Raw genomic sequence first — 22153 nt, 5'->3', positions numbered from 1 at the left:
CATGTTTCTTAAAATGTAAAGCATGTTTTTGCGATTTTCTGCATCTTTTTGCATGTTTACCTTTTTTTCAAAGGATAAGATGTGATATAATTTAAGAAATGATAAGAGGAGTCATACGTTTATGCTTAAACAAGAACGCCAGGAAAGAATTGTTGATATTCTAAATGAGGAACACAAAGTGATTGCAAGCGATTTAAGCAAACGACTATCCGTTTCAGAAGATACGATTAGAAGAGACTTAAAAGAGTTAGATAACCAAGGTGTTATTAAAAGAGTACATAGCGGGGCGCTGCGAAAAGGACCTCCAGTCGAAGACTTTTCAACGAGGCAGGGAATTTATAATGAAACTAAATTGAATCTGGCTACCAAGGCCTTAGATCTTATTAAAGACGATATGGTCCTATTAATCGATGGGGGGACGACTAACTTACAATTGGTACATCAGCTGCCCTTGTCTCTAAAGGGCACTGTGATAACGAACAGTCCTCCTATTGCGATGGCACTTACTAATCATAAAGATGTTGAAGTCATTATGATTGGAGGAACCTTATTTAAGCAGTCCATGGTGAATTTGGGGATTGATACCTTTGAAGCATTAACTACAATGAGGGCAGATTTATATATAATGGGTATTTATAAAATTGATCCTCAAATAGGAATAAGTGTTCCGAGTTTGTCGGAAGCCTTAGTAAAACGAAAAATGGCATCTATTTCTACTGAAATTCTGGGAATGGTAACTAAAGATAAGTTAGATACGATTTCTAACCATATCGTTTGTCCAACAGATCATTTGACTTACTTAATAACAGAACAACTAAAACCGGATATTAAAGAGTTGTACGAGAAACAAAGAATCCATATTATCGATTAACATAATCCCGAGGTTTTTCCAACTTTGGCATGGGTATACGGAAAAGCTTAAACCGTTATATGGATGTAGATCAATAGAAAGAACAAAGGCTTAAAGCGCCCTGGTTGACACGAAGCGCATAAGGAAGGCGCGGCCTTTTTCGCAGGGCGGATTGCTTATGACGGGAGTGTCTGGGAGCTGGATGCTGCTCTTTTAATCATATCTATCCACAGCTTGAAATTTTATAATTTCCTAGACAATCAAAAAAAGAAGCTTATCCTTTATTCGGATAAGCTTCTTGGTTTTTCCGCAAAATCTTCTCCATTGCTTTTCCCTTTGCTAACTCATCAATCAGCTTGTCCAAATAGCGAATTTCCTGCATAGTTGGTTCTTCAATGTCTTCCACTCGGACACCACAGATGACACCTTTGATCAAATTCCGTGAAGGGTTCAGCTGGGGAGCTTCCGCAAAGAAGGTCTCAAAGTCTGTCTGCTTTTCCAATTGTGTTTCTAACTCTACCTGGCTATACCCTGTCAACCAGCGGATAATTTCATCGACTTCTGTTTTCGTACGCCCTTTTTTCTCCGCCTTCGCAACATAATGGGGATAGACCTTTGATACACTCATTGTATAGATCTTATGTTTGGTCATGTTACATCCTCCCTTTCATGTGTATTTGATTAATTGTTCTCCTATTATATCATTCAAAAATTATTTTGATTCCTCTTCTATGGTCAAAGCAGGAGTTAATAGACTTCTTGAATAATCGCCCCCTATAGTTGAAGACTCAGTTTCGAGAGATGTAACAAATTATTTTAAAAATTTACAATAAAGCTAGCTTCTAAATATTTAATAAAATAAAGGATTTCAAGAAAAATGAACGAAATATATTATGGTGATATTTACTAAAGGAGGAAGAACATGAGTGATTCTTTATTCAATGGTATCCATTATTTCAGAATACCAGTCGTCGGCCTTAGTGAATCAGTTTCATGGTATTCAGAATGTTTAAAGTTGAAATTAAGATTTAACAGAGGTGACTTAGCTGTTTACGAACTTGAATCAGGCCCACTATTAGTATTAGTAGAAGCCGACAAGGACTCCCGAGGGCATTTTCTCAAAGATGGTCAACCTGAGTTTTCTGTCGGTTTCACCACTTCAAGTATTAAGGAGCTCTACGAATATTTAGTTAGTCAAGATGTAAAAGTAGAATCCATAGAGGAAGATGAAGGGCATCAGTTTTTTTACTTTTATGACCCGAATGGAAACAAACTTCAAGTACATAACTAAATTATTTCCATATAGAATCTTCTGTCTTGCATATTTAGCTGCTCACATTTGGGCAGCTTTTTATAATGGAACCTATTTTATTACAGATCATGAGTCTTAGCTGCATTATAGCCCTCTTTATCTTTGCAGCTTTGATTATTTCAGTTTAGCAAGGATTGGTAAGTAAAGCTCGAATAAAAGCGACTACCCTTTATTGGATATTCGCCCCGATTCATGGACTAGATTTCAAGATTATAAAGGGATATTCGAGTTCTTGAACACACATAACCCCGAATATAGACATTTTTTTTAAATATGTCCTTCATTCGGGGTATCGTTCAGGGAGAGCTTTCCCAGGTTCTATTTTTTGGATTCCTTTGATTATTTACTGAATAATGCTTTCCTTGTTTTAGGCCCTACAATACCATCAGCCACTAACCCTTTTGACTTTTGAAACTTCTTTACAGCGCTTAAGGTCTGCGGCCCAAAGGACCCATCAGCCGTAATGCTGAGTTTTCTCTGTAGAATTTTCACTGCATCTCCTTTACTGCCATACCTTAAGTTGACGTTAAAGGTTTCATATCCTGCGACTGCTTTTTGGGCTTTGGCAACCCCAAATTTTTGTGCTAACGCCGGGAATGATGAGGAAGCGCTTGTAATATAGACCGGAATGTTATGATCCGCCCGGTCATACAGCCAGATGACATCTTTATTATACATTCGAATACAGCCGTTGGACGCGTAAGTTCCAATCGAGGACGGGTTATTGGTTCCATGTACTCCATAAATATTTCCTGAAGTATGTCCCCAGTCTCCCGGTACTTTGAGCCCGAGCCATCTTGCACCTAATGGATTCCGTGGATCACCACCTGAGATATTTCCTTTATACCATGGCCTGTTTTTAACCTTATTCACTAGAGAAAATTTCCCTTCCGGCGTTAAACTTTTCGTTCTTCCCGTGGCTACAGGTAATACTTTCACAAGTGTACCTTTTTCATAAAAAGCCAGTTGGTTGTTACTTTTGTTAATAATAATTGCTTCGTTCTGTGCGGCCTCCGCCGGCTTTACCATAAAACATAAACTCAATCCCAAAATCCCCAATACAAACGCGATTTTTCTTAGCTGCATTCTCTTTCCTCCATTACTTCCCTTAGTTGGCATGGAAATATTATACTCCCGGAAAAGAGGAAATAAGTGTCGAAAGCGGCTGTCGAAATATAGAAATTTTCAAGTAGATATGAGCCATCAAATGGTTGGTTAGCACAGCTATGCCTCAATTGATGCGGATGAATGATTTTATTGATACTTGCTCGTCTAAGCGGAGTAATCATCCGGTCGAGTGCCTTGCGGAGCTAGATTTCCAATAGCTCTCTACTTAGCATTACTGATATTCTGTATAACTTACTACCGAATTAAAAATAAAACTGAATAGTAATGGCGGCCATTCTCTTTCATAACCCGCTATTCAGTCTATATCAATTATCAAATTTTCGTTTTTTCCAACGCTTCATGATATTATCTTTCAAATCTTCACAATCGAAATCGGTAATGGTACTAGTATAAAGCAACTCGAACGATATTTTTAAGGCAGTGAAAGCTGCCATACAAAACCCCAGGGATTTAGCTTAGCTCCCGACGAATCGAATCGTTCAATTTCTCGCGATACTTGTCTTTCCAGGTTTTCTCGTCTTTCAATAGATCGTCGCAAAAAGCGGCCACATCCTCACCTGTGAGGTCAGTAACTTTCTTACCTTCCGCTGCACCTTCCTCGAAGAGATCGAGAATGCCGCCAAAGATACGGCTTATGTCCTTCCAGTCAGAAGGACCACCAGTGGTCCACATATACTTTTGGATCGCTTTGTAAGCATTGTAATAATCACTTGGAAGTGCCTTCGCACGCGCCTCCATCGCTTTCCATTCCCGCTTGTCATTCAGACTACCGATAATTTTCTCAAAAATACTCATATCATTTCTCCTTTTCCTTTTTTAGTTCGTTAATTTTACTTGAGACAAATTCCCATTTCCCCCAAAATATTTCAAGGTGCTCTTGGCCTGCTGCGTTGAGTGTGTAAAATTTTCTCGGTGGTCCCATAGTGGATGGCTTTTTCTCGATATCCACCAGATTGTTTTTCTCAAGCCGCATGGTAATCGTATAAACTGTGCCTTCAACCACATCCGTGAAGCCAAGTTCTCGCAGCTGTTGAGTGATTTCATAACCGTAAGTTTCGCCACGGCTGATGATCTCAAGCACACACCCCTCCAGCACCCCTTTCATCATTTCTCTAAAATTGCTCATTTTTACCTCCATTTGTATTTTGCTTTTTTCAGTACTCTGTATTACAGGTATTGTGTGTTACTGATATTAAGTAATACTTATTACTGGTATATAGTAATACATAATAGCGTGAATTGTCAAGGATAAAACTTTTCGTCAAAAAGCCCATCATTACAAGTTTCATAGGTGTTTAACTAAGATCAAACTTAACAAAGATAATCCTATTCCTTTATTCAGTAACAAAACAGTATTACCTTTTGAGGCTAAGGTATCATTTGAAGCCATTCTATCTTAATCTAAAAAGCTACGTTAGTGAAAAAGCGATCGTCCATATAGAACAATCGCCCCCATATACTATATTTTCAATTATTACTCAAGCTCCTCTGGCGAAGGGGGCTCAAAGATTTGTATCCACTCTTTAAGTTTAGCTTCGGGAATAACAATAGTCGAATCTGGTTTCTTAGCATTTCTAATTCGTAAACGTTCCAATAACTCCTCTTCTGATAGATCATTAAAATGGATTTTAAAGTCAGCTCCCAGTTCCTTTGCACGAGAACGAAACTCGTCCCGCTCACTTTTAGCCCAGAATCCAAAATCAAGAATAACATCTACACCAAGAACTAAAACTCTATCTGCAACATCCCACATCAAAGATTCCACTGCTTCGTGTCTAGCACTGTGTACGGCCTCATCCGAATCCGTCATATTACACCCGAAATCATGACCTAATCGCGTATGCCATTCATCGGGAGTAAGTCGAAGTGCGGAATATTTTTTTTCAAGTTCCCTTGCAAGGGTAGTCTTACCACTACAGGGGAGACCGACCATTAAATGGAGGGTTGCCATGTAAATACCATCTCCTTTTCTATAATAAATACACAATAGTCTTGAAGGAACCTAACCTGTTCACTTAAGTACATTACTCACAATTTAACAATATGAACTTAAATATTCGTGGCCGAATGCCATAGATTTGTTCCTAGCTTAAGAACTACCCGTCATTGTGGTTGATGAAAAAACTGGTATGGTCAGTAACGCAGGAAGGGTGGATACCTTTTCTTTTTAGATAACCAAGATCACTACATGAGACGCCATTTATCCATTGGTTCAGCGAAGAGATTAACCAGACTTCTTTAACTCTTCATACATCGCATTTTCATTTTCACGCTTAGATAATAAAGTTACTCCAACAAGGATGATAATGGATAAAGGTAATCCGATGAAAACCGGATGTAAACCGTAGGGATGTCCTGCAGCCTGCCAAAATACTGCAACAATCAGTCCTGCCCACATGGCAGAGAGCCCCGCCATTTTAGTTGTCCGCTTCCAGAATAACCCGAATAATACCGGAGCCAGCAGACCAGAAACGAGCATGGCCGTTCCAGTGATCCACAGCGTGACAAGTTGAGGGATATAGAGAGCCAGCAGTAAGGATATGATCGACACAATGACTACGGACATCCTGCTGTAGGTTAACATCTTTTGATCCCTAATGTTCCCTATTCTCGGTTTGATAATATCATTTACAATGGAGGAAGACGCGGCAAGGAAAAATGAATCGGCACAAGAAATAACGGTAGCTAATAAGGCAATCAGCATGATAATAACTAATGGAAATGGCAAAACCAGCCCTATAATTTCATAATAAATTAACGTTGGATCAATATTAGTCATATTCAACCCATATCGACCTAGAAATCCAATCACGATCGTTATAGAGGCTGTCAAAAAACCGAGGACAATGGCCGCCCAAAAACCAGTACTGGCCGTTTTGATGTCCTTTGCTGCCCAAAAACGCTGCCACAAATCCTGCCTTACGAATTGATAAGCCCCTATCGTAAGCATATAAACCCAAAATTCCGAAGGGCTGATGTTGAAGATGCTCAGCATATTTCCGCCTTCTGCCCCTCTAGCATTTTCTGCAAGTGAACCCCAATCTCCGACCAAAAACAGTACAACAATGAACAAAAAGAAAATACCAACCGTTTGTATAGTGCCATGAATAGCATCCTGCACCATAACCGATTTGAGTCCGCCAAAGTACGTCTTCAATGTTAACAGCACCCAGCTGATGACTATTCCTGTGGTCATTCCTAATCCTATGGTCAGCTTTAAAATGGTAGCTATGGCGACAAACTGCATGCCTGTTATGGCAGAATAAGCACAAAGAATACTAATCACTGTCGGCACCCTGGCCCCTTCTCCATAGCGCAAAGCGGTAAAGTCGCCTAATGTGACCATGTTATATTTCTCGCCAAGTAAACGAATGCGCTTTAATAAAAAAGCTGCAATCACGATCGAAGTTAAGGTAAACCCAATAGCGAGCCACTGCTGCCCCATTCCATCGGTATACCCATTTGTCATGTAACCGAGCAAGATCGACCCGCCTATAGCCGTGCCTACAAATGTCAAGATAAGAGGCATAAGTTTAGTCGAACGGCCGGCAACATTATAATCGTCATATGTTTTAATGTTCCTGTTAATAACTAGTGATAGTGCGAATAAGAAAACAAAATAAATCCCTATGATCGAAATTAAAATCAACTCTTGTTGGTTACTAAACATACATTCACCCTTCCCCTTTTTATGATTTGCTGTAAATTAACTTTCCCGCCACATACGTTCTTTCCGTTTGAATCCTCAGCAGTTCTTCTTCCTTCATTTCCATGGGATGATCCGAAACCACCATCAGGTCGGCATAAGCTTGAGGTTTGATCACCCCCAATATGTTTTCTTCAAAAGAACTATAAGCTGCATATGTGGTGTAGGCTTTTAATGCCTCCCATACACTTATGCTTTCTTCTTCATCAATAAGTTGTCCACTATGAGTCTTTCTTGTAACGGCACTGTAAATTCCAAACCACGGGTTTCCATCCGTAATAGGCAAATCAGAATTACCGGGAGCTGGAATCCCAAACTCTTTAAACGACTTATGAGGAAATGATTGTTTCATACGCTCTTCCCCTAATTTTTTTACATAGTTGTCTCCAATGTGATACATAAAACCTATCGATGAGGCAGCCATCAATCCCAGTTCTTTCATTTTTTCCATATGAGTTTTCGAAGGGAAAATACAATGCTCGATCCGATTACGCATATCCGCTATATTTTCAGTTTTACTAGTTTCCAAAAAAGAATGAATCGCCACATCAATGGCACGATCGCCAATGGCATGGATCGCAATCCGCATCCCTGATTCAATCCCTCTTTTCATAAGAGGGGCCATCTCCTCGACTGTGTTATAAAGAATACCTGTTTCTTCGGTTCCTAGATAAGGATCGGAAACAGCCGCGGTTTTGCCCCCAATACTGCCATCGAGCATAAATTTTAATCCTTGGATTTTTAATTGATCGTTTCCAAAGCCGCTTCTTACTCCAACTTTTAAAACCTCTTCCATAGAACCGTTGAAACCATTTTGATCAATCGCCCACATCCACGGCCGCACTCGAACGCTCAATTCATCCTGCTCTAATAAATATTGATAGAGTTGAAGATCCTCTGTTTGGGTCGACATATCATGGACCGTCGTAATTCCCCAGGATGCCAGCTTTGTTTGGGCCAGTTTCATTCCCTTGACCATATCTTCCCGGCTGTATGGAGGGGTTTTTAGAAGGCCTTGCGCTTTCTCTTGTAATAATCCTGTCAAAGAGCCGGCTTGGTCCCGCTCCAAATGCCCTCCTTGAGGGTTTGCCGTTGCTTCTGTGATCCCACTTAACTCAAAAGCTTTTGAATTGGCAACGGCCATATGAGCACAAGTTCGTTTCAGCACGACAGGATGATCGGGGGCCGCCTCATCTAAATCAAAGCGGGTGGGGTTACGTCTTTCTTCCAGTTTGCTATCATCAAAGCCCCAGCCTACGATCCAATGATTTTCTGGGGTAACCGCTGCTTTTTCCTTAACCTTATCCAACAAGTCCTGTATCGATGGAGCAGCCTCTGGCTTACAATCGACTTCTAATAAAGAAGCCGCATAAACAGCAGGATGGATATGGCTCTCTATAAAACCAGGCATCAGGGTTTTGCCCTGCAAATCAACGATCTCCGTGTTCTCACCCTTCCAATTGAATACATTGTCTCGATCACCTACATACACAATCCTTCCATTATTCACAGCGACAGCGCTTGCTGAAGGTAAATCATCATCCATCGTAAGTACATGTCCATTTAAAAAAATTAAATCTGCTCCATTCATTACGACGACCTCCTGCTCCCTTCTATCGGGCCTGACTCTGCAATTCTTTTTGTACAGTCAAAATAGAATCATATAATCGATCTAGAATTTCGCTTATTTGATCTTCCTTAATGATTAACGGCGGGGCGAAACAAATAATGTCACTTTGTTCATAAGTAACCGCCCTGCAAATGACCCCTCGTTTGTGCAGTTCTTCAATAACTCTAGGAGCCACGTGCAGATGTTTTGCAAAGCTTTCATTCGTTTCAGGGTTCTTTACGAGCTCCACAGCTCCCAGCAAACCAAGAGCCCTTACATCACCGACGATTTCGAGCCGTTTCCTCATTTCCTTAAAGCCTTCTAATAATTTCACGCCCATTTTCCTTGAATTCTCAATAAGCCTTTCTTCTTCTATTAATTCAATATTTTTAAGACCAACAGCTGCGGCCGTTGGATGACCGCTATATGTAAACCCATGGAATAAGGTTCCTTTTGAATGAGCGATTAGCACTTCATGAATCTTATCGGAAATGACTACTCCGCCAAGCGGCATATAGCCGCTTGTTACTCCCTTTGCAAACGTCATGACATCTGGAATCACTCCCCAGTTATCCAAACCAAACATTTCTCCCGTTCGGCCAAATCCAGTGATCACCTCATCAGCTATAAATAAGATCCCATATTCATCACACAGCTTTCGAACCTCCCTGAAGTAACCTTCTGATGGCATCAACACCCCGCCAGCCCCTTGAACCGGTTCCGCTATAAAAGCTGCGATTGTTTCCGGTCCCTCTTCTTCAATTTTTTGCCGAAGGGAGGCAGCCGCTTCCTTTGTTGTCCTTTGATAAGAAGTTTCGGCATGAACAAAGTCGTTCATGATGTGACCCGCCATATCCCAAAACTCCTGAATACCTGTAGCACTGGTAGAAGCAGCAGCTACTCCATGATACGCCCGTTTTAAAGCAATGATTTTCCTGCGGCCCGGCTGCCCTTGTATTTTCCAATAATGACGTACCAGCTTAATAGCTGTGTCATTAGACTCAGAGCCGCCTGAAGTGAAGAACACCGTGTTCATACGATCAGGAGAAATCGAGGCAATCTTCTCAGCTAAGCGAATCCCCGGCTCATGACTGAATGTAGAAAACGCTGAGCTAAACGCTAATTTCTTCATTTGGTCAGCTGCTGCTTCTGCCAGTTCCTCTCTTCCATGTCCGATATGTACATTCCATAGAGAAGACATCGCATCGATGAATGTGTTTCCATGAATATCTGTTAAATATATCCCCTCCCCCTTATCTACGATTAATTTTGCCCCCTGCTTTTGCTGCTGCTGGATAGAAGAGGTAGGGTGCAGAAAATGCTTTCGATCCAAATCAATAAGATGTTCCAAGTTACGACCTCCATTTTCTTATTAAAAAACCAGTATTGTGCACAAGAAATAAGAGTATAAACCTTTATACTTTTCTCTCGAGCAAATACTGGTTTTATTTCTAATGGGATGCGCTGCATTAGATTAGCAGAGTCAATTAGAATATACAGTTATGTCACAATAATATTTGAATTTTTTTAATTTTAACAATATTACACTTTTAAATCAATGCATGTTTTGCAGACATCTCATTAAGTCCCTAAAGTTTTGAATTCGTTTAGCACGTGTCCTGTATTCGAGTAGAAAGGTAATGGAAACCTATACCTTGTTAAGATTCTAGGAAAAAAGCTTTATGTAGAAAGATATGGAGCTGAAGATGTGATCCCCTTCCATTCATCTACCTCATTTCTTATTATTTATCAATAAATAGCAACCCTCTGACTTTGTTCAAAGTTATTTCAAAACAAAAATAATTGCTCAACCTTTCCTAACATAAAAAGACGCAATGCCAATTATTTAGCTGCGCCTTTAAGGTTATAAATTGAAATCAATGTTTCTAAGGTATTTTTTTAATGGTTGGATTACTTTATATTATTCTTGGTTTTAGGTGTGAACCAGATTTACAGCTTTGAGTTGATCGGTAGACTTCCTTATGGGCTAAGTGTTGAAAACAAACTAACACTCTATTGATTGTAGCGGTCCTCGTCATCTTTATTTTGCAATCCTTGGCATTTTATTAAATTGTTTATTTATTGGCAGTAAGGCTGGCCTCAAACATATCTATAATATGAAGGAACCTTTCTGCTTCACGGAAAACGTGGTCAGCTAAAAGAGGATGGATATTGCTTTTGACCCTACATTCTTCAATCAATTCTTTTGCTGCTTTCTTAAAGTCTCGAAGAGCAACTACTGAAACCCGATTTTCATCAAGGAAATGATTTAAAATTGGTTGAGTTTCTGACTGAGGACGCATTGAATCTAAGTCGGTTGCCTGAAAAACTAGTTGATCAAAATCGTGACTAAATTCTCTCGCTTGGTCAACCAATTTTCTTTCAGATGGATCGAGTAGATGACCTATAAATTTAGAATGATCCGCCATTATTCTTAAGAAGAACACGTTCTCTTTTATAATTCTAGCAGGAGTTGGTTCCAATTTCCCTTCATTTAATTCTTTCAACCGTTCAGCAAAATAAGCGGCCTCCCGACTCGTATGGTCTAGTAATAGAGGATAATTGTTGGACCTTATTTCACATCGCAGCGTCAATCCAAGGACTTTTCGCTTATAGGCCCAAATAGAATAAGCGGCTTGATATACTTGATTATTAAAAGCTGCGATTTGTTGAGGGTCAGAGTTTACATTGAATTGACTTAATTGTTGTTCAACTCGTTCAAACAAATCAATAAACTGCTGTGCCTCTTGGATTAATTTCGTATCGCCAAAGTTAAATCCGAGACTTAGAAATAAGGCGTGCTCTTTCATAATCCTAGACCAGAAACGGATTTCATCCAATGAACGAGCTACAAATGGACTAGCCATATAATTCCCCCCCAGAAAGTTTTCACCGAAGAGATTATATGCGCTAATTATATTTGAAAGAACCTGGCATTATTTCACTAATTCCACAACAGATCTTTAAAATGCGGTTCACTAATCCGAGTCTGGATTATGTAAGGAAACGACGCTTATTACATAATCACCCCCTTATGTGGAAGACTTGAAATTGAAATACCTACAACGAAATTCTTTTCCTTTAGCACCCTTTCATTAAATAAGAAATCAATTTCATTAAAGATTAAATTATATGAATAAAGAAGAAGCAGTTATCTCTAACTGCTTCTTTCAAAGGTAAACCTTATTTCCAATAAGACAATCGTCTAGAATAAAACCTTGTTTAGGACTTTGAAAGCAGAGATACTTAATTTTTTCCAAATCCAGCTATACACTAAGGAAAAAGCAAATGTCCCTAAAATAACCATACTATTAAAGTGAGAGGTTACCGACGGTCCCAGTATAGAAAATTTAAATCCATATAATAAAATACTTATACCTAATGTTAAACATGAAGCTGCAAATGGAAGAATAAAAATACCTCTCTTTAAATACTTAAGACCAATACCTAAACTGATTCCTAATAATCCTGTGGTAAAGAGGAACACCAATAGCTCACTTGGCTGGAACATTGCCAATAAAAATAGGGTGACGAAATAAGTCATTATCCCTATTCTGAGTGCCAATAAGCTAGCCAGCACAAGAGGACCAGTGCTCATCATGCTCAGTATATAACCCATACCAGAGAAAATCCCCGCAGATTGAAAAATAAAGGCGATTGAACCTAATAGGGCACCAACTACAAGCCGCATTGTCTTAGAATAACTGTCAATAGCCGGAGTTAACTCCTCTTCCCATAATACTTTTTTGAAAAATGACCGCATCTGACACCCCCATAATAGGTAAATGCAGTGAGAAAGGAGTTTATGCTGGAAATTATTGAAGATTAAGTTGTCCCTTTTCTAAACATTTTCCTAATACTGTACCGAGATAGTGGCATCTCACGGATATGTTTACATACGTGTAGTTGATACATTTTATTTTCATGAACAACCAAGGAAGTCATTATGCGGGTCCTTTGCAGTATGGGGGCCGCTGGAATGAATGAAAATGGCTTTACTCTGGTACGGATAATGGTGCAAGCCTTGAAGCTTCTGCAGCCCTCATTGGTACTATTAGAACTGTTCTCATCATATTCTTATAAAAGAAAACCATTAGAAGGAGTGTAAAGTTAGTTGAGAAAAGTTAAGGTTCGATTACGTCCTATTGTAAATAGGATAAATTTACCTACTGTCTTGAAAACAGCTATACTTCCGGGTGACTCCATGGAAAGGTTATTTATTGCAACTCAGGTAGGAGAAATCTTTTACATAGGGAACGGGGAGATTAGGACGTTTTTAGATATTCGCCCTCGAATCATAAAACTAGGTGTTTCTGGTGGTGGATATGATGAGCGAGGATTGCTGGGGCTAGCGTTTCATCCAGAATTTTATAATAACGGTTTGTTTTATCTTCATTATTCAGCAGCTGGAACACAAGGTCCAGGTGCTCTTTCTGAATCTTTTAATCCTGACCCGTGTGATCCCAAAACTTTAAACCTAAGGTGGACAAATAGGGATACTCAATATGATCATATGGACACCGTTGAAGAATGGATTTTACCATCGAATGGCCAACCTCAAATAAGACGCACATTACTTAACTTAAGAAGACCATTTTTCAATCATAATGGTTTTAACAGCTTAAACTTCTCACCTGAAACAGGAAAACTTGTTTTATCAACCGGAGATGGTGGATCAGGCTATGATCCTTTTAATTTAAGCCAGGACGAAATGGAAATCGCGGGTAAAATCATTGAAATTGATGTAGTTAAACATACATCTATCTATCATCCACCCGTAGTCACACGTTTTAATGAACTACCCGTACCTATTCAGGAAACACTTACGGTCATTGCCAAAGGGGTTCGCAATATCCCGGGGATTTCATTTCAAAGGTATTATAATCAGTATATAAAATATGCGGGAAATGTTGGGCAGCATTTGGTAGAATCGATTTTTTCATTCGTTCATTATAAGCCAATACCTGTTACTCAGCTTGTTCAAGCTTCTTTAACGGAATCTGAACCTGACCAGGAAGGATTTATTAACTTTGGTTGGCGAGGATGGGAAGGTCCTTTTCCTTCTTCGATTATAAGGGACTGCCCTGCAAATCCGAATTTGGATGAGAAAACGATGGCTTATTACAATGAAGCCATTGAAACTTCAGTGAGGCGGATTCAGCCTTTAACTAGTTATTTCCATAAAGATCCCCGCCCCGATAAGTTTGGGGGAACTGCACTGACAGGAGTCCAGCCATATATGGGAAAAGGCATCCCCGCTTTAACGGGAAGCGTTGTGTTTACCGACCTTGCCCGGAAGGAAGAATCTGAAACTCCGGCTAAAGGGGTTTTAGCTTATACCAGGGTAAGATTAGATGGTAAACTAAATGATTTTAGTATTATTGAAACCGATTATAATTTTGGGTCTCAATCTGCTTATTACGTTAATCTGGGAACGAACCTAGACCAAACCCGACTATATTTAGGGGTATATGGCTCTATGAAAGTGACTGATTTTAACCAAGGTACTATTTTTGAAATTGAATCTTCATACGTTTAATGATGATCAAGGTGGCGCTTCAAAACTCCCGACTCCTCCATTTGTTCTCCATCGAACATAAAACAAGACTATCCTATTAAAGATAGTCTTGCTCATCTTTAAATATCTTTTTTTGAAATGTACCAGTCAATGTACTCGATGCCTTCTTCCTGTGCCCTCTGTGCCGCTTCCTCCTGTGACTTCGGCGGGGAAAGAACAGCTTGATCTCCTTCCTGCCAGTTTGCAGGAGTTGCGACTCCATGTTCATCTGTTGTTTGCAGTGCTTTCACCAGTCTTAAGATTTCATCCATATTTCTTCCGGTTGTCAGTGGATAATAGATGATGGACCGGATTTTTTTCTTGTCATCGATCACAAAAACCGCGCGGCTTGTCTCCACCTGACTTTCGCCTGGCATGATCATTCCATATTTCATGGCGACCGCTTTATCCAGATCAGCAATAACTGGGAATTCAATCGATGTATTGAAGTTCTCTTCAATGCTGCGGATCCAGGCGATGTGAGAAGGTACGCTGTCTACACTTAATCCGAGGAGTTCTGTGTTCAGCTTTTTCAATTCCGGATAGATTTCTTGAAACCCGACAAACTCTGTCGTACAAACGGGTGTAAAATCCGATGGATGCGAAAATAAGACGATCCATTTCCCTTGATAATCACGCAGCCTGATATTCCCTTGGCTGGTGGGTGCTTCAAAGTCCGGTGCTTGATCCCCAATTCGAGGCATTGTGCTTTTTGGCTCTTCGACTTTTGCTTCGTCCATCTTCACTACCTCCTTTGGAAATATATCTTACATAATTATACATACCACAATCGATGAAACATAAATCCGCCATATCAAGGGAATGAAACTAAAGTCCCTCATCAAAAGAGAGGAAGCCAAATAAGGGGCAGAAACGAACAGAGAGTTTCTGTCTCATTCTTACAACAAGATAGAACCCTTATAAATTGCCAGTTCTCCTTCGCTCATAGTTATATTTCTAATACGCTCTTCTCCTCCTTATGAATCCCGGGAGTTGACCTCATAAGCAGTGCGTATTCCTGATTCAATTGCTCCTTCAATCCAGCCATGAAAGGAAGAGGTATGCTCTCCGGCAAAATGGAGTCTCCCTTCAGGACGCCGTATGATTTCAGAAAACTCCTTGCCCTGGCCAGGTGTAAAGAGAGTAAAGCACCCGGCTGAAAAAGGGTTGAGAGTCCAATTAAAGGCCACAGTCTGTATATATTCCTTATACACGATATCTCCATAAATTTTCGACAAGTCTTTTAATACTTCTCGAATCATGACTTCAGGAGGTGCGCTCGCCCATAAAAGAGCATCCTCCCCCCAGCCATAGCTGGCCAGCATAACCGCAGGTCCTTTAGCACCGATTCCATGACTAGGCACGTATGAAAATTGGGTGGTCCGATCAGATACCGCATTTCCTACTTGGTTTCTTTCCCAGAACCGGCTTTTGAATTCAATGCCAATTTTAGCAGCGGGCACATTGGTTAATTCGCGGATGATCTGCCATTTCTTAAAGGGAATTGAATCATAGGGCACGACATCGATGAATTGAAAGACGGAGAATGGAACTGTTACAATCGCATAATCCCCATAAAAATAATTCACTTTCTTATTTTGAGGATTTCTCGTCTGGATTCGCACCCCTTCCTGTGTCTGGTAAATCCGTTCCACCTTCTGATTTAAATAAATATTTGCATAAAGCTGCTGCAAGAAAGCCCTCGGCAGGTAATCATTCCCACCCTCTATCTCTAAAAATTTCACTGTTTTACTAAAGATCGGATAAATAATATCCGTTAAGATATCGACAAAAGAAAAGTTCGGGAATCCTTCCAGGCCTAACATCACGCCAATGCTTCTGATCGCACTAAGGGAAAGGGGCTTCCCAAGAGGGTTATAATGCAGAAAATCTCCAATCGAGTATTTGCCGTATTCATCTTCTAATTGCTCCCGTTCTTCAGGCGAACTTTTTTCGTAGAGATCGAGAAAAGGCTGAGTGGCTTCTATAAGCAGTTCAAGGGCCGTCTTCCCTTTCTCATCCTCATCTACCGGAAAATTTAAGATATCAGGATTTTCTTCATATTCCTTTCTTGTCGTTAAAACGTTATTAACGAAAATCAAATCCTCAGGAGAAGAATTATTAAACGTGTGGACCGGAAGCTGAAACCTATTGATATATTCCATCACTAACGAGTGATTATCCGGAATTCTCATAGCCCCCATATCTAAATAATTTCCTGGACTGAATGGCTCTCTAATTGTATAAACTCTTCCGCCAATCCGATTGTTTCCTTCCAAAATAATAACCTGGTGACCGGCTTGTTTAAGAAGGGAGGCAGCTGTAAGGCCGGCCATCCCCCCTCCAATAATGATTACCCGTTTAGGAGAGGACGTCTCATCCAGCCCATACCGTATGATCGAGAGCATATCATCTGGATATTGCAAAGAAAATTCCTCTTGTTCCCTCATTATCAACACCCGCCTTCTCTTTTACAATATGTGGATATCAAAAGGGAAATGATTAATGGTGCCCATTGTTTTAACAGATTCTGATCAGAAAAGCAGAAAGAAGAGGAGCGTGGCATAGCTGATCATTTTTAGAAGTTAATATTATGGTAGGATTATATATAAGGAATTTATCGCAAACACTATGAGTCCCAGCGTAACCTTAATGTTGGACTTTTAATATAAATATCGGAATTCCATCCTATATTTTTAAACAGAGACGATTTTGAAAGGGATAGGCAAGGGTTTCTCTTCCTTAGATGAACAAGGAAATATGAAAAGGTAAACACGCTCCTCTAAGGTTTTTTTATTTTTCTATTTCCGCCAAATAGTTGAACAATCTGCCAGAAGCTAATAGCTTCTTCAGCGCTTTAGGAGGCTCAGATAAATGAAGGAGATGGAGAGCAAAGATATACAAACATGGAAAGACCAGTATCCTTTACTAAACAAGCTCATTTCGATGGAGGAAGTATTTTGGATCAATCCTCATATCGAAAGGTTTCAAACGGGAATTACCAAATCTCCCCTTACTCAAGAGGATGTAAGGGATGCAGAAGAAAGATTGAAACGGTTTGCTCCATATATCGCCAAGGTTTTCCCTGAAACAAAAGAAATGAATGGTATCATAGAATCTCCTTTGGTGAGGGTTCCTTCCATGAAGCAGTCCTTAGAACTGAATGATCAACAACCTATATCAGGGGAATTATTACTAAAATGTGATAGTCACCTTCCTATTTCAGGATCTATTAAAGCAAGAGGCGGGATTTATGAAATTCTCAAACATGCAGAAGAATTAGCTTTTCACCATCAATTGTTAACAGTTCAAGATGATTATTCAATTTTAGATAGTGATAGGTTTCGAACTTTCTTTTCACAATATTCAATCGCAGTAGGCTCGACTGGGAATTTAGGACTTAGTATTGGCATTATCAGTGCAAGGTTAGGTTTTCAGGTGTCTGTTCATATGTCAGCTGATGCAAAGCAGTGGAAAAAAGACTTGCTTAGAAGCAAAAATGTCAAAGTTATTGAATATGAGGATGATTATAGTAAAGCAGTAGAGGAAGGCCGAATTCAAGCCGCTAGTGACCCGACATGTTATTTTATAGATGATGAGAATTCTCACGACCTATTTTTAGGATATGCCGTGGCTGCCTCTCGATTGAAGAAACAATTAGAAGAGTTGGAGATAACAATCGATGAAGACCATCCTTTGTTTGTTTATCTTCCATGTGGAGTAGGCGGTGGTCCTGGAGGCGTAGCTTTTGGTTTGAAATTATTGTATCAAGACCATGTTCATTGTTTCTTTGCAGAGCCTACCCACTCACCATGTATGTTACTCGGTTTAATGACCGGACTTCATGATAAGGTTTCTGTACAAGATGTTGGTATCGATAATAGAACAGAGGCGGATGGACTTGCTGTAGGAAGGCCATCCGGCTTTGTAGGTAAAATTATCGAACCTTTTTTAAGCGGTAATTATACAGTCAGCGATGAACAGTTGTATAAGTTGCTAAAAGAACTAGTGGATACAGAGGGGATCCATTTAGAACCTTCTGCACTAGCAGGCATGATCGGACCAAGTAAATTATGTAATGAGGGCACCGATTATTTACAGAAGCATCGTTTAACGGAAAAGATGAGCAAGGGTACACATATTGTTTGGGGTACTGGAGGAAGCATGGTTCCTGAAGAAATCATGACACAATATTACCAAAAAGGGTTGAAATTAGCGTTAGAGAAATAGAAGATTTGTAACACGGGGGGATTAAGTGGACCCCCGTGTTTTTTATTTGATATTAATCCCCCTTCTGATAGATCATCCTGTCCATTTTTATGTAATAAGGGCGACCCTTTATGCTGCAATCGCCCCAGTTAGTTTAATCAGGAATGACTTTTATTTGCGTTTTTGCAGGTTTTTCTTCATAAGAGAGGCTATTTGTATATTATCCTGTTGTGAAGTGTTTTCCAGATTCTTAATAATTAAATCTTGTCGTTCCACAGGATGATTTTACTTAATTTAGCTTTTGCTTCAATTTTTGTGATTTTTATTCTGAACGCTACAATTCCTTTACTCATTCCTTCCATAAAGCTGGGTTCAACATCATTTAAATTGTATGTACTATCAGAGCTTTCATATTTAGTTACCAAGTCATGTAAAGAATCGAATATTACTTTTCTATCTTCGACAATCTCCATCTTTCCATATAAATGAACAGACACATAATTCCAAGTAGGTACGGCTTTAGTAGTTTCATACCAAGAAGGTGAAATATAACAGTGGGGACCTTGAAAAACTGCAAGCACCTGCCCGTTTTCAGCATCCTTCCATTGTTCGTTAGGACGCGCAAAATGACCATATAAAGCATTTTCAGGTTTGTTTACCATCAGGGGAAGATGTGTCGCGCACGGTTCTCCATTATGCTGTGAGAATAAAGTCGCAAATCCATAGGTTTCGATAAAATCATAGACTTCTTCCTCATTCATTTTAAAATACTTCGGGATATACATCACTCATCCACCTTTTTTGAGAAATTATATAAGTGTTTTGGTCATTATTAAGTCCGTTTGTTCTTCGTCCCCCATATAAAAAGAGTGCTTTCCTGTTTGAACAAACCCCATTTTCTTGTAAAAAGCAATAGCATTCTCATTTTCTTCCCATACGCCCAGCCAGACTTTCTTTTTATTACGTTCCGCCGCAATTTCCATAGCTTTATTCAGCAGATATTTACCCAGTCCATGTTTTTGAAATTTGTTTATTATATAAATCCTCTCGATCTCGAGTGCTTCATCACCCATTTTTTCAGTCTGGGCATCATCAGTATTAACCTTTAAATATCCAGCGGCTTCATGATTAAAATAAACAAAAAAGAATTGCGATGAATGGGTGGATAATTCTTTTTCTACTTGATGTAAGTTAAATGACTTTTCCAGATAGGCGATCATATTTTCTGCTGTATTCTGATGCTTAAATGTCTCTTTAAATGTTTCATAACTCATTTCTTGAAGAGTGTGTAAATCTTCAAGAGTACACTTTTTTATATGTATAGTCATTTAAATAGGCCGCTCCTTCTCAATAAATTCTCTTGTTTCCTTTTTTCACAAATTCCCAGTCTTTTTCTATATTATTTCTGACTTTTTGAAGAAGATCGAAAATAGTTTCTATTTCTCCTTCGGATAAACCCTCTAAGGCAACAGCATTGGAATGATCATTTTCTCTTTTAATAAAAGGAAAAACCTTTTTCCCTTTCTCTGTTGGAAAGAGCCTTTTTATTTTTTTGTTATGTTCGTCCTCTTTCTTCTCAATAAAGCCATTCATTTCAAGTTTTTTTATAGCGCGAGCTGCTGTTGTTCGATCTACTTTTATCATCTCAGCTACCTTTTCTTGAATGATTCCTGGTTTTTCACAAATTCGTACAAGATACAAATACTGACCGCGGGTAAGGTCATATTCTTTGAACTCTAGATTACTAATAGAATCTAATGCCCTGGCTATCATTCCAATTTCACGAAGTATTTCCTTCATAATGAACTCCTTAGTCTGTATTTTTATTGCAAATGCAACAAAAAGTAGCGCATATTCATTTTAACTTAATTTTTGTTGTACTTGCAATAAAAAAACATCAATGGTAATTTTTGTGGCCAGGGCGTGATATTAATATAATTACAGAGGGCAGTGGATCTTAAAAAAGATGATCCCTGAATGACAGAGATCATCTTCAAGCGGAAATCATTTTATAATATGACTCCCGCAAAGCTTCCTTTCAATACTGGTTTTCCCTCTTGATTAGCGCAAAGGAATGAAGCTCCAAAAGATATTCTATTATTCTCCAGCTTTTCATACGTCTCTACCGTTACATCACATTTGATGGTATCTTCTGTAAAAACGGGTCTCAAAAACTCAAAATTCATCGTGCGAGCCAGGACATTATTCTCTCCGCCAATTTTTGTTGGCAGCGTAGCCGTCAGCAGCCCTTGAATGACAAGCCTCCCCTGTTCATCAGGGGTCATATGGTGATCTCCCTCATCCAAGGATACTTTTGTAAACATTTCAACATCTTCTTTTGTGAATGTGCGTTCAAAACTAATGATATCCCCAGCTTTTAAACTCAAGCTAATCTCTCCCTTTGAATTTCTAACCTGCCCGATTCCTTAATTCCAATTATTTCAAAACGATAGTAAATCCTCAACCTATCTCCTTACAGAAAAGGTGTGAATCCCCGTTTGGAATTGCGCCTTTTAAGTCAAACTTAATTCATAATAATAAAATTGTGAATCACGTATGTATCCATTTTTTTCATAAAGTCTTTGAGCCGAATCATTATCCGGCGATGTACTCAGACTAATACTGTTTGCTCCTGTTTCAATTGCGTAATCTTTTGCTTTATGTAGGAGCAGTTCTCCTATTCCTTGTTTTCTGGCTTCTGAATCTACATACAAGTCATTTAATATCCATGCTCTTTTCATAGATATTGATGAAAATACAGGATATAGTTGAGTAAATCCCAGGTACTTATTTTTTTCTTTAACAACAAAAATTACAGAATCCTTGTTATCCATACGATTTTTTATGTAAGTCTTAGCACCTTCTATATCTGATGGTTGCTGATAAAAGACACGATACAAATTAAATAAATTTGATACTCCTTCTAAATCTTCAATCGCAGCTTGATATACTTCCATTCAAGCTCTCTCCCCTTTAATATCAATTTATTCAACATTTTATTGAGGTGAAAATACTATCACCACTAACACTGTTCCATTAAATGCCTGATTAAGAGCACAATTCTTATTCCAGCATCGCGACTTACTCTTGAACATTCGCTGCCAAGATCTTGTAAATTTTCTATTAGTGATTATTCTTTCCCCATTTATTTTCGAAGATAAGGTTTTCTAAAGATCGCCTTTTTTCCCAATTGGCTGATTCTAAGATAGGCTTTTTAGGATAATCATCCGTGTATCCAATAGATATTAGAGCAATAGGGTCAATATGTGGCGGGATTTCGAGAATATCTCGAACATCATTCTTTTTATAAAAGCTCACCCATCCCATTGCAAGTCCTTCAGCACAAGCGGCTAACCACATATTTTGGATAGCACAGGCTGTCGATAACATATCTGTTTCAGGTATGGAATTTCGTCCTAATACATGGGAACCTCCTCGTGTGGGATCACATGTAACACAAATAGTTATCGGCGCTTCCTTGAGTCCTTCAACTTTTAGACTGAGGAATTTTGTTTCTTTTTCATCTTCATAATGAATAGCCAATGCCCGCCTTTCTTTTTCTGCTGCCCAAGCTAATTTTTCTTTCATTTCGCCAGATGAAATTAAAATAAAATTCCAAGGCTGCATAAATCCTACGGAGGGGGCATGATGAGCTGCATTTAGTATTTTTTTAATGGTGGTTTCAGGAATAGGAGTTGGTAAAAAACTTCGTATATCTCTCCTATTATAAATAACTTTGTACATCGCATCTCTTTCTTCATTAGAAAACATAAAATTTCTCT

The 22153-nt window shown here is 39.1% G+C and carries 21 protein-coding genes and 1 pseudogene; 4 read left to right on the top strand and 18 right to left on the bottom strand.

Annotated elements, in window-relative coordinates:
- The first annotated feature begins 121 nt into the window (after positions 1-121).
- The gene (locus HUS26_RS19265; RefSeq protein ID WP_173918649.1) at positions 122-871 is read left to right on the top strand and encodes a DeoR/GlpR family DNA-binding transcription regulator; all 750 of its coding nucleotides are present in this window, start codon (positions 122-124) and stop codon (positions 869-871) included.
- 253 nt (positions 872-1124) lie between these two features.
- Here the strand turns inward: HUS26_RS19265 and HUS26_RS19260 are convergent, their stop codons facing one another.
- Complete coding sequence (locus HUS26_RS19260) at positions 1125-1502, bottom strand: DUF2200 domain-containing protein (protein WP_173918648.1); 378 nt, start codon at positions 1500-1502, stop codon at positions 1125-1127.
- Between the two features lie 270 nt (positions 1503-1772).
- On the opposite strand from HUS26_RS19260, the gene HUS26_RS19255 reads away from it, so the two are divergent.
- Positions 1773-2141 (top strand): VOC family protein, encoded by a 369-nt coding sequence (locus HUS26_RS19255; RefSeq protein WP_173918647.1) that lies wholly within the window; start codon positions 1773-1775, stop codon positions 2139-2141.
- Positions 2142-2501: 360 nt separating this feature from the next.
- Here the strand turns inward: HUS26_RS19255 and HUS26_RS20180 are convergent, their stop codons facing one another.
- The 9 genes from HUS26_RS20180 to HUS26_RS19210 all read right to left on the bottom strand — a co-directional run bounded on the left by HUS26_RS20180 (position 2502) and on the right by HUS26_RS19210 (position 12368).
- A complete protein-coding gene (locus HUS26_RS20180; RefSeq protein WP_173918646.1) occupies positions 2502-3248 on the bottom strand; it encodes a L,D-transpeptidase family protein in 747 nt (248 codons plus the stop codon).
- A 492-nt stretch (positions 3249-3740) separates the two neighbouring features.
- Positions 3741-4085, bottom strand: coding sequence for a DUF1048 domain-containing protein (locus HUS26_RS19245; RefSeq protein ID WP_173918645.1), 345 nt, complete (start codon positions 4083-4085; stop codon positions 3741-3743).
- 1 nt (position 4086) lies between these two features.
- Positions 4087-4416 (bottom strand): PadR family transcriptional regulator, encoded by a 330-nt coding sequence (locus HUS26_RS19240; RefSeq protein ID WP_173918644.1) that lies wholly within the window; start codon positions 4414-4416, stop codon positions 4087-4089.
- 348 nt (positions 4417-4764) lie between these two features.
- The gene (locus HUS26_RS19235; protein ID WP_217424739.1) at positions 4765-5241 is read right to left on the bottom strand and encodes an AAA family ATPase; all 477 of its coding nucleotides are present in this window, start codon (positions 5239-5241) and stop codon (positions 4765-4767) included.
- A gap of 273 nt (positions 5242-5514) precedes the next feature.
- On the bottom strand, positions 5515-6960 hold the full coding sequence (locus HUS26_RS19230; RefSeq protein WP_173918643.1) for a sodium:solute symporter: 1446 nt from the start codon (positions 6958-6960) through the stop codon (positions 5515-5517).
- A 19-nt stretch (positions 6961-6979) separates the two neighbouring features.
- Complete coding sequence (locus HUS26_RS19225) at positions 6980-8587, bottom strand: amidohydrolase (RefSeq protein WP_173918642.1); 1608 nt, start codon at positions 8585-8587, stop codon at positions 6980-6982.
- A 22-nt stretch (positions 8588-8609) separates the two neighbouring features.
- The gene (locus HUS26_RS19220; RefSeq protein ID WP_173918641.1) at positions 8610-9956 is read right to left on the bottom strand and encodes an aspartate aminotransferase family protein; all 1347 of its coding nucleotides are present in this window, start codon (positions 9954-9956) and stop codon (positions 8610-8612) included.
- Between the two features lie 724 nt (positions 9957-10680).
- On the bottom strand, positions 10681-11472 hold the full coding sequence (locus HUS26_RS19215) for a DUF2935 domain-containing protein (RefSeq protein WP_173918640.1): 792 nt from the start codon (positions 11470-11472) through the stop codon (positions 10681-10683).
- A 338-nt stretch (positions 11473-11810) separates the two neighbouring features.
- Entirely contained in the window at positions 11811-12368 is a 558-nt protein-coding gene (locus HUS26_RS19210; RefSeq protein ID WP_173918639.1) for a hypothetical protein, read from the bottom strand.
- A gap of 351 nt (positions 12369-12719) precedes the next feature.
- On the opposite strand from HUS26_RS19210, the gene HUS26_RS19205 reads away from it, so the two are divergent.
- The gene (locus HUS26_RS19205) at positions 12720-14144 is read left to right on the top strand and encodes a sorbosone dehydrogenase family protein (protein ID WP_173918638.1); all 1425 of its coding nucleotides are present in this window, start codon (positions 12720-12722) and stop codon (positions 14142-14144) included.
- Positions 14145-14242: 98 nt separating this feature from the next.
- Here HUS26_RS19205 and HUS26_RS19200 read toward each other — a convergent pair whose 3' ends face one another.
- Positions 14243-14902 carry a peroxiredoxin gene (locus HUS26_RS19200; RefSeq protein ID WP_173918637.1) on the bottom strand — a complete coding sequence of 220 codons (660 nt, stop codon included), beginning with the start codon at positions 14900-14902 and terminating at the stop codon, positions 14243-14245.
- A 237-nt stretch (positions 14903-15139) separates the two neighbouring features.
- Entirely contained in the window at positions 15140-16612 is a 1473-nt protein-coding gene (locus HUS26_RS19195) for a flavin monoamine oxidase family protein (protein WP_173918636.1), read from the bottom strand.
- 424 nt (positions 16613-17036) lie between these two features.
- Between HUS26_RS19195 and HUS26_RS19190 the strand changes: the two genes are divergently transcribed.
- Complete coding sequence (locus HUS26_RS19190; protein ID WP_173918635.1) at positions 17037-18392, top strand: D-serine ammonia-lyase; 1356 nt, start codon at positions 17037-17039, stop codon at positions 18390-18392.
- A 150-nt stretch (positions 18393-18542) separates the two neighbouring features.
- Here HUS26_RS19190 and HUS26_RS19185 read toward each other — a convergent pair.
- The 6 genes and pseudogenes from HUS26_RS19185 to bluB all read right to left on the bottom strand — a co-directional run bounded on the left by HUS26_RS19185 (position 18543) and on the right by bluB (position 22142).
- Positions 18543-19156 (bottom strand): annotated as a pseudogene (locus HUS26_RS19185) (FMN-binding negative transcriptional regulator).
- A 24-nt stretch (positions 19157-19180) separates the two neighbouring features.
- Complete coding sequence (locus HUS26_RS19180) at positions 19181-19699, bottom strand: GNAT family N-acetyltransferase (RefSeq protein WP_173918634.1); 519 nt, start codon at positions 19697-19699, stop codon at positions 19181-19183.
- Positions 19700-19718: 19 nt separating this feature from the next.
- Positions 19719-20171, bottom strand: a complete 453-nt coding sequence (locus tag HUS26_RS19175; protein WP_173918633.1) for a MarR family winged helix-turn-helix transcriptional regulator — start codon at positions 20169-20171, stop codon at positions 19719-19721.
- Positions 20172-20380: 209 nt separating this feature from the next.
- On the bottom strand, positions 20381-20758 hold the full coding sequence (locus HUS26_RS19170; RefSeq protein ID WP_173918632.1) for an enoyl-CoA hydratase: 378 nt from the start codon (positions 20756-20758) through the stop codon (positions 20381-20383).
- A gap of 126 nt (positions 20759-20884) precedes the next feature.
- Positions 20885-21328 (bottom strand): N-acetyltransferase, encoded by a 444-nt coding sequence (locus HUS26_RS19165; protein WP_173918631.1) that lies wholly within the window; start codon positions 21326-21328, stop codon positions 20885-20887.
- Positions 21329-21494: 166 nt separating this feature from the next.
- Positions 21495-22142, bottom strand: a complete 648-nt coding sequence (bluB, locus tag HUS26_RS19160) for a 5,6-dimethylbenzimidazole synthase (protein WP_173918630.1) — start codon at positions 22140-22142, stop codon at positions 21495-21497.
- Between the last annotated feature and the right edge of the window lie 11 nt (positions 22143-22153).

Origin of the sequence: Halobacillus sp. Marseille-Q1614 (genome assembly GCF_902809865.1) — a bacterium.
Classification (GTDB): domain Bacteria; phylum Bacillota; class Bacilli; order Bacillales; family Halobacillaceae; genus Halobacillus_A.
This window is presented reverse-complemented; position numbering and strand designations above follow the sequence as displayed.

Coding starts and splice junctions, on each gene's coding strand:
- HUS26_RS19265 (WP_173918649.1), top strand. CDS start 122: ATGCTTAAACAAGAACGCCAGGAAAGAATTGTTGATATTCTAAATGAG.
- HUS26_RS19260 (WP_173918648.1), bottom strand. CDS start 1,502: ATGACCAAACATAAGATCTATACAATGAGTGTATCAAAGGTCTATCCC.
- HUS26_RS19255 (WP_173918647.1), top strand. CDS start 1,773: ATGAGTGATTCTTTATTCAATGGTATCCATTATTTCAGAATACCAGTC.
- HUS26_RS20180 (WP_173918646.1), bottom strand. CDS start 3,248: ATGCAGCTAAGAAAAATCGCGTTTGTATTGGGGATTTTGGGATTGAGT.
- HUS26_RS19245 (WP_173918645.1), bottom strand. CDS start 4,085: ATGAGTATTTTTGAGAAAATTATCGGTAGTCTGAATGACAAGCGGGAA.
- HUS26_RS19240 (WP_173918644.1), bottom strand. CDS start 4,416: ATGAGCAATTTTAGAGAAATGATGAAAGGGGTGCTGGAGGGGTGTGTG.
- HUS26_RS19235 (WP_217424739.1), bottom strand. CDS start 5,241: ATGGCAACCCTCCATTTAATGGTCGGTCTCCCCTGTAGTGGTAAGACT.
- HUS26_RS19230 (WP_173918643.1), bottom strand. CDS start 6,960: ATGTTTAGTAACCAACAAGAGTTGATTTTAATTTCGATCATAGGGATT.
- HUS26_RS19225 (WP_173918642.1), bottom strand. CDS start 8,587: ATGAATGGAGCAGATTTAATTTTTTTAAATGGACATGTACTTACGATG.
- HUS26_RS19215 (WP_173918640.1), bottom strand. CDS start 11,472: ATGGCTAGTCCATTTGTAGCTCGTTCATTGGATGAAATCCGTTTCTGG.
- HUS26_RS19210 (WP_173918639.1), bottom strand. CDS start 12,368: ATGCGGTCATTTTTCAAAAAAGTATTATGGGAAGAGGAGTTAACTCCG.
- HUS26_RS19200 (WP_173918637.1), bottom strand. CDS start 14,902: ATGGACGAAGCAAAAGTCGAAGAGCCAAAAAGCACAATGCCTCGAATT.
- HUS26_RS19195 (WP_173918636.1), bottom strand. CDS start 16,612: ATGAGGGAACAAGAGGAATTTTCTTTGCAATATCCAGATGATATGCTC.
- HUS26_RS19190 (WP_173918635.1), top strand. CDS start 17,037: ATGAAGGAGATGGAGAGCAAAGATATACAAACATGGAAAGACCAGTAT.
- HUS26_RS19180 (WP_173918634.1), bottom strand. CDS start 19,699: ATGACTATACATATAAAAAAGTGTACTCTTGAAGATTTACACACTCTT.
- HUS26_RS19175 (WP_173918633.1), bottom strand. CDS start 20,171: ATGAAGGAAATACTTCGTGAAATTGGAATGATAGCCAGGGCATTAGAT.
- HUS26_RS19165 (WP_173918631.1), bottom strand. CDS start 21,328: ATGGAAGTATATCAAGCTGCGATTGAAGATTTAGAAGGAGTATCAAAT.
- bluB (WP_173918630.1), bottom strand. CDS start 22,142: ATGTTTTCTAATGAAGAAAGAGATGCGATGTACAAAGTTATTTATAAT.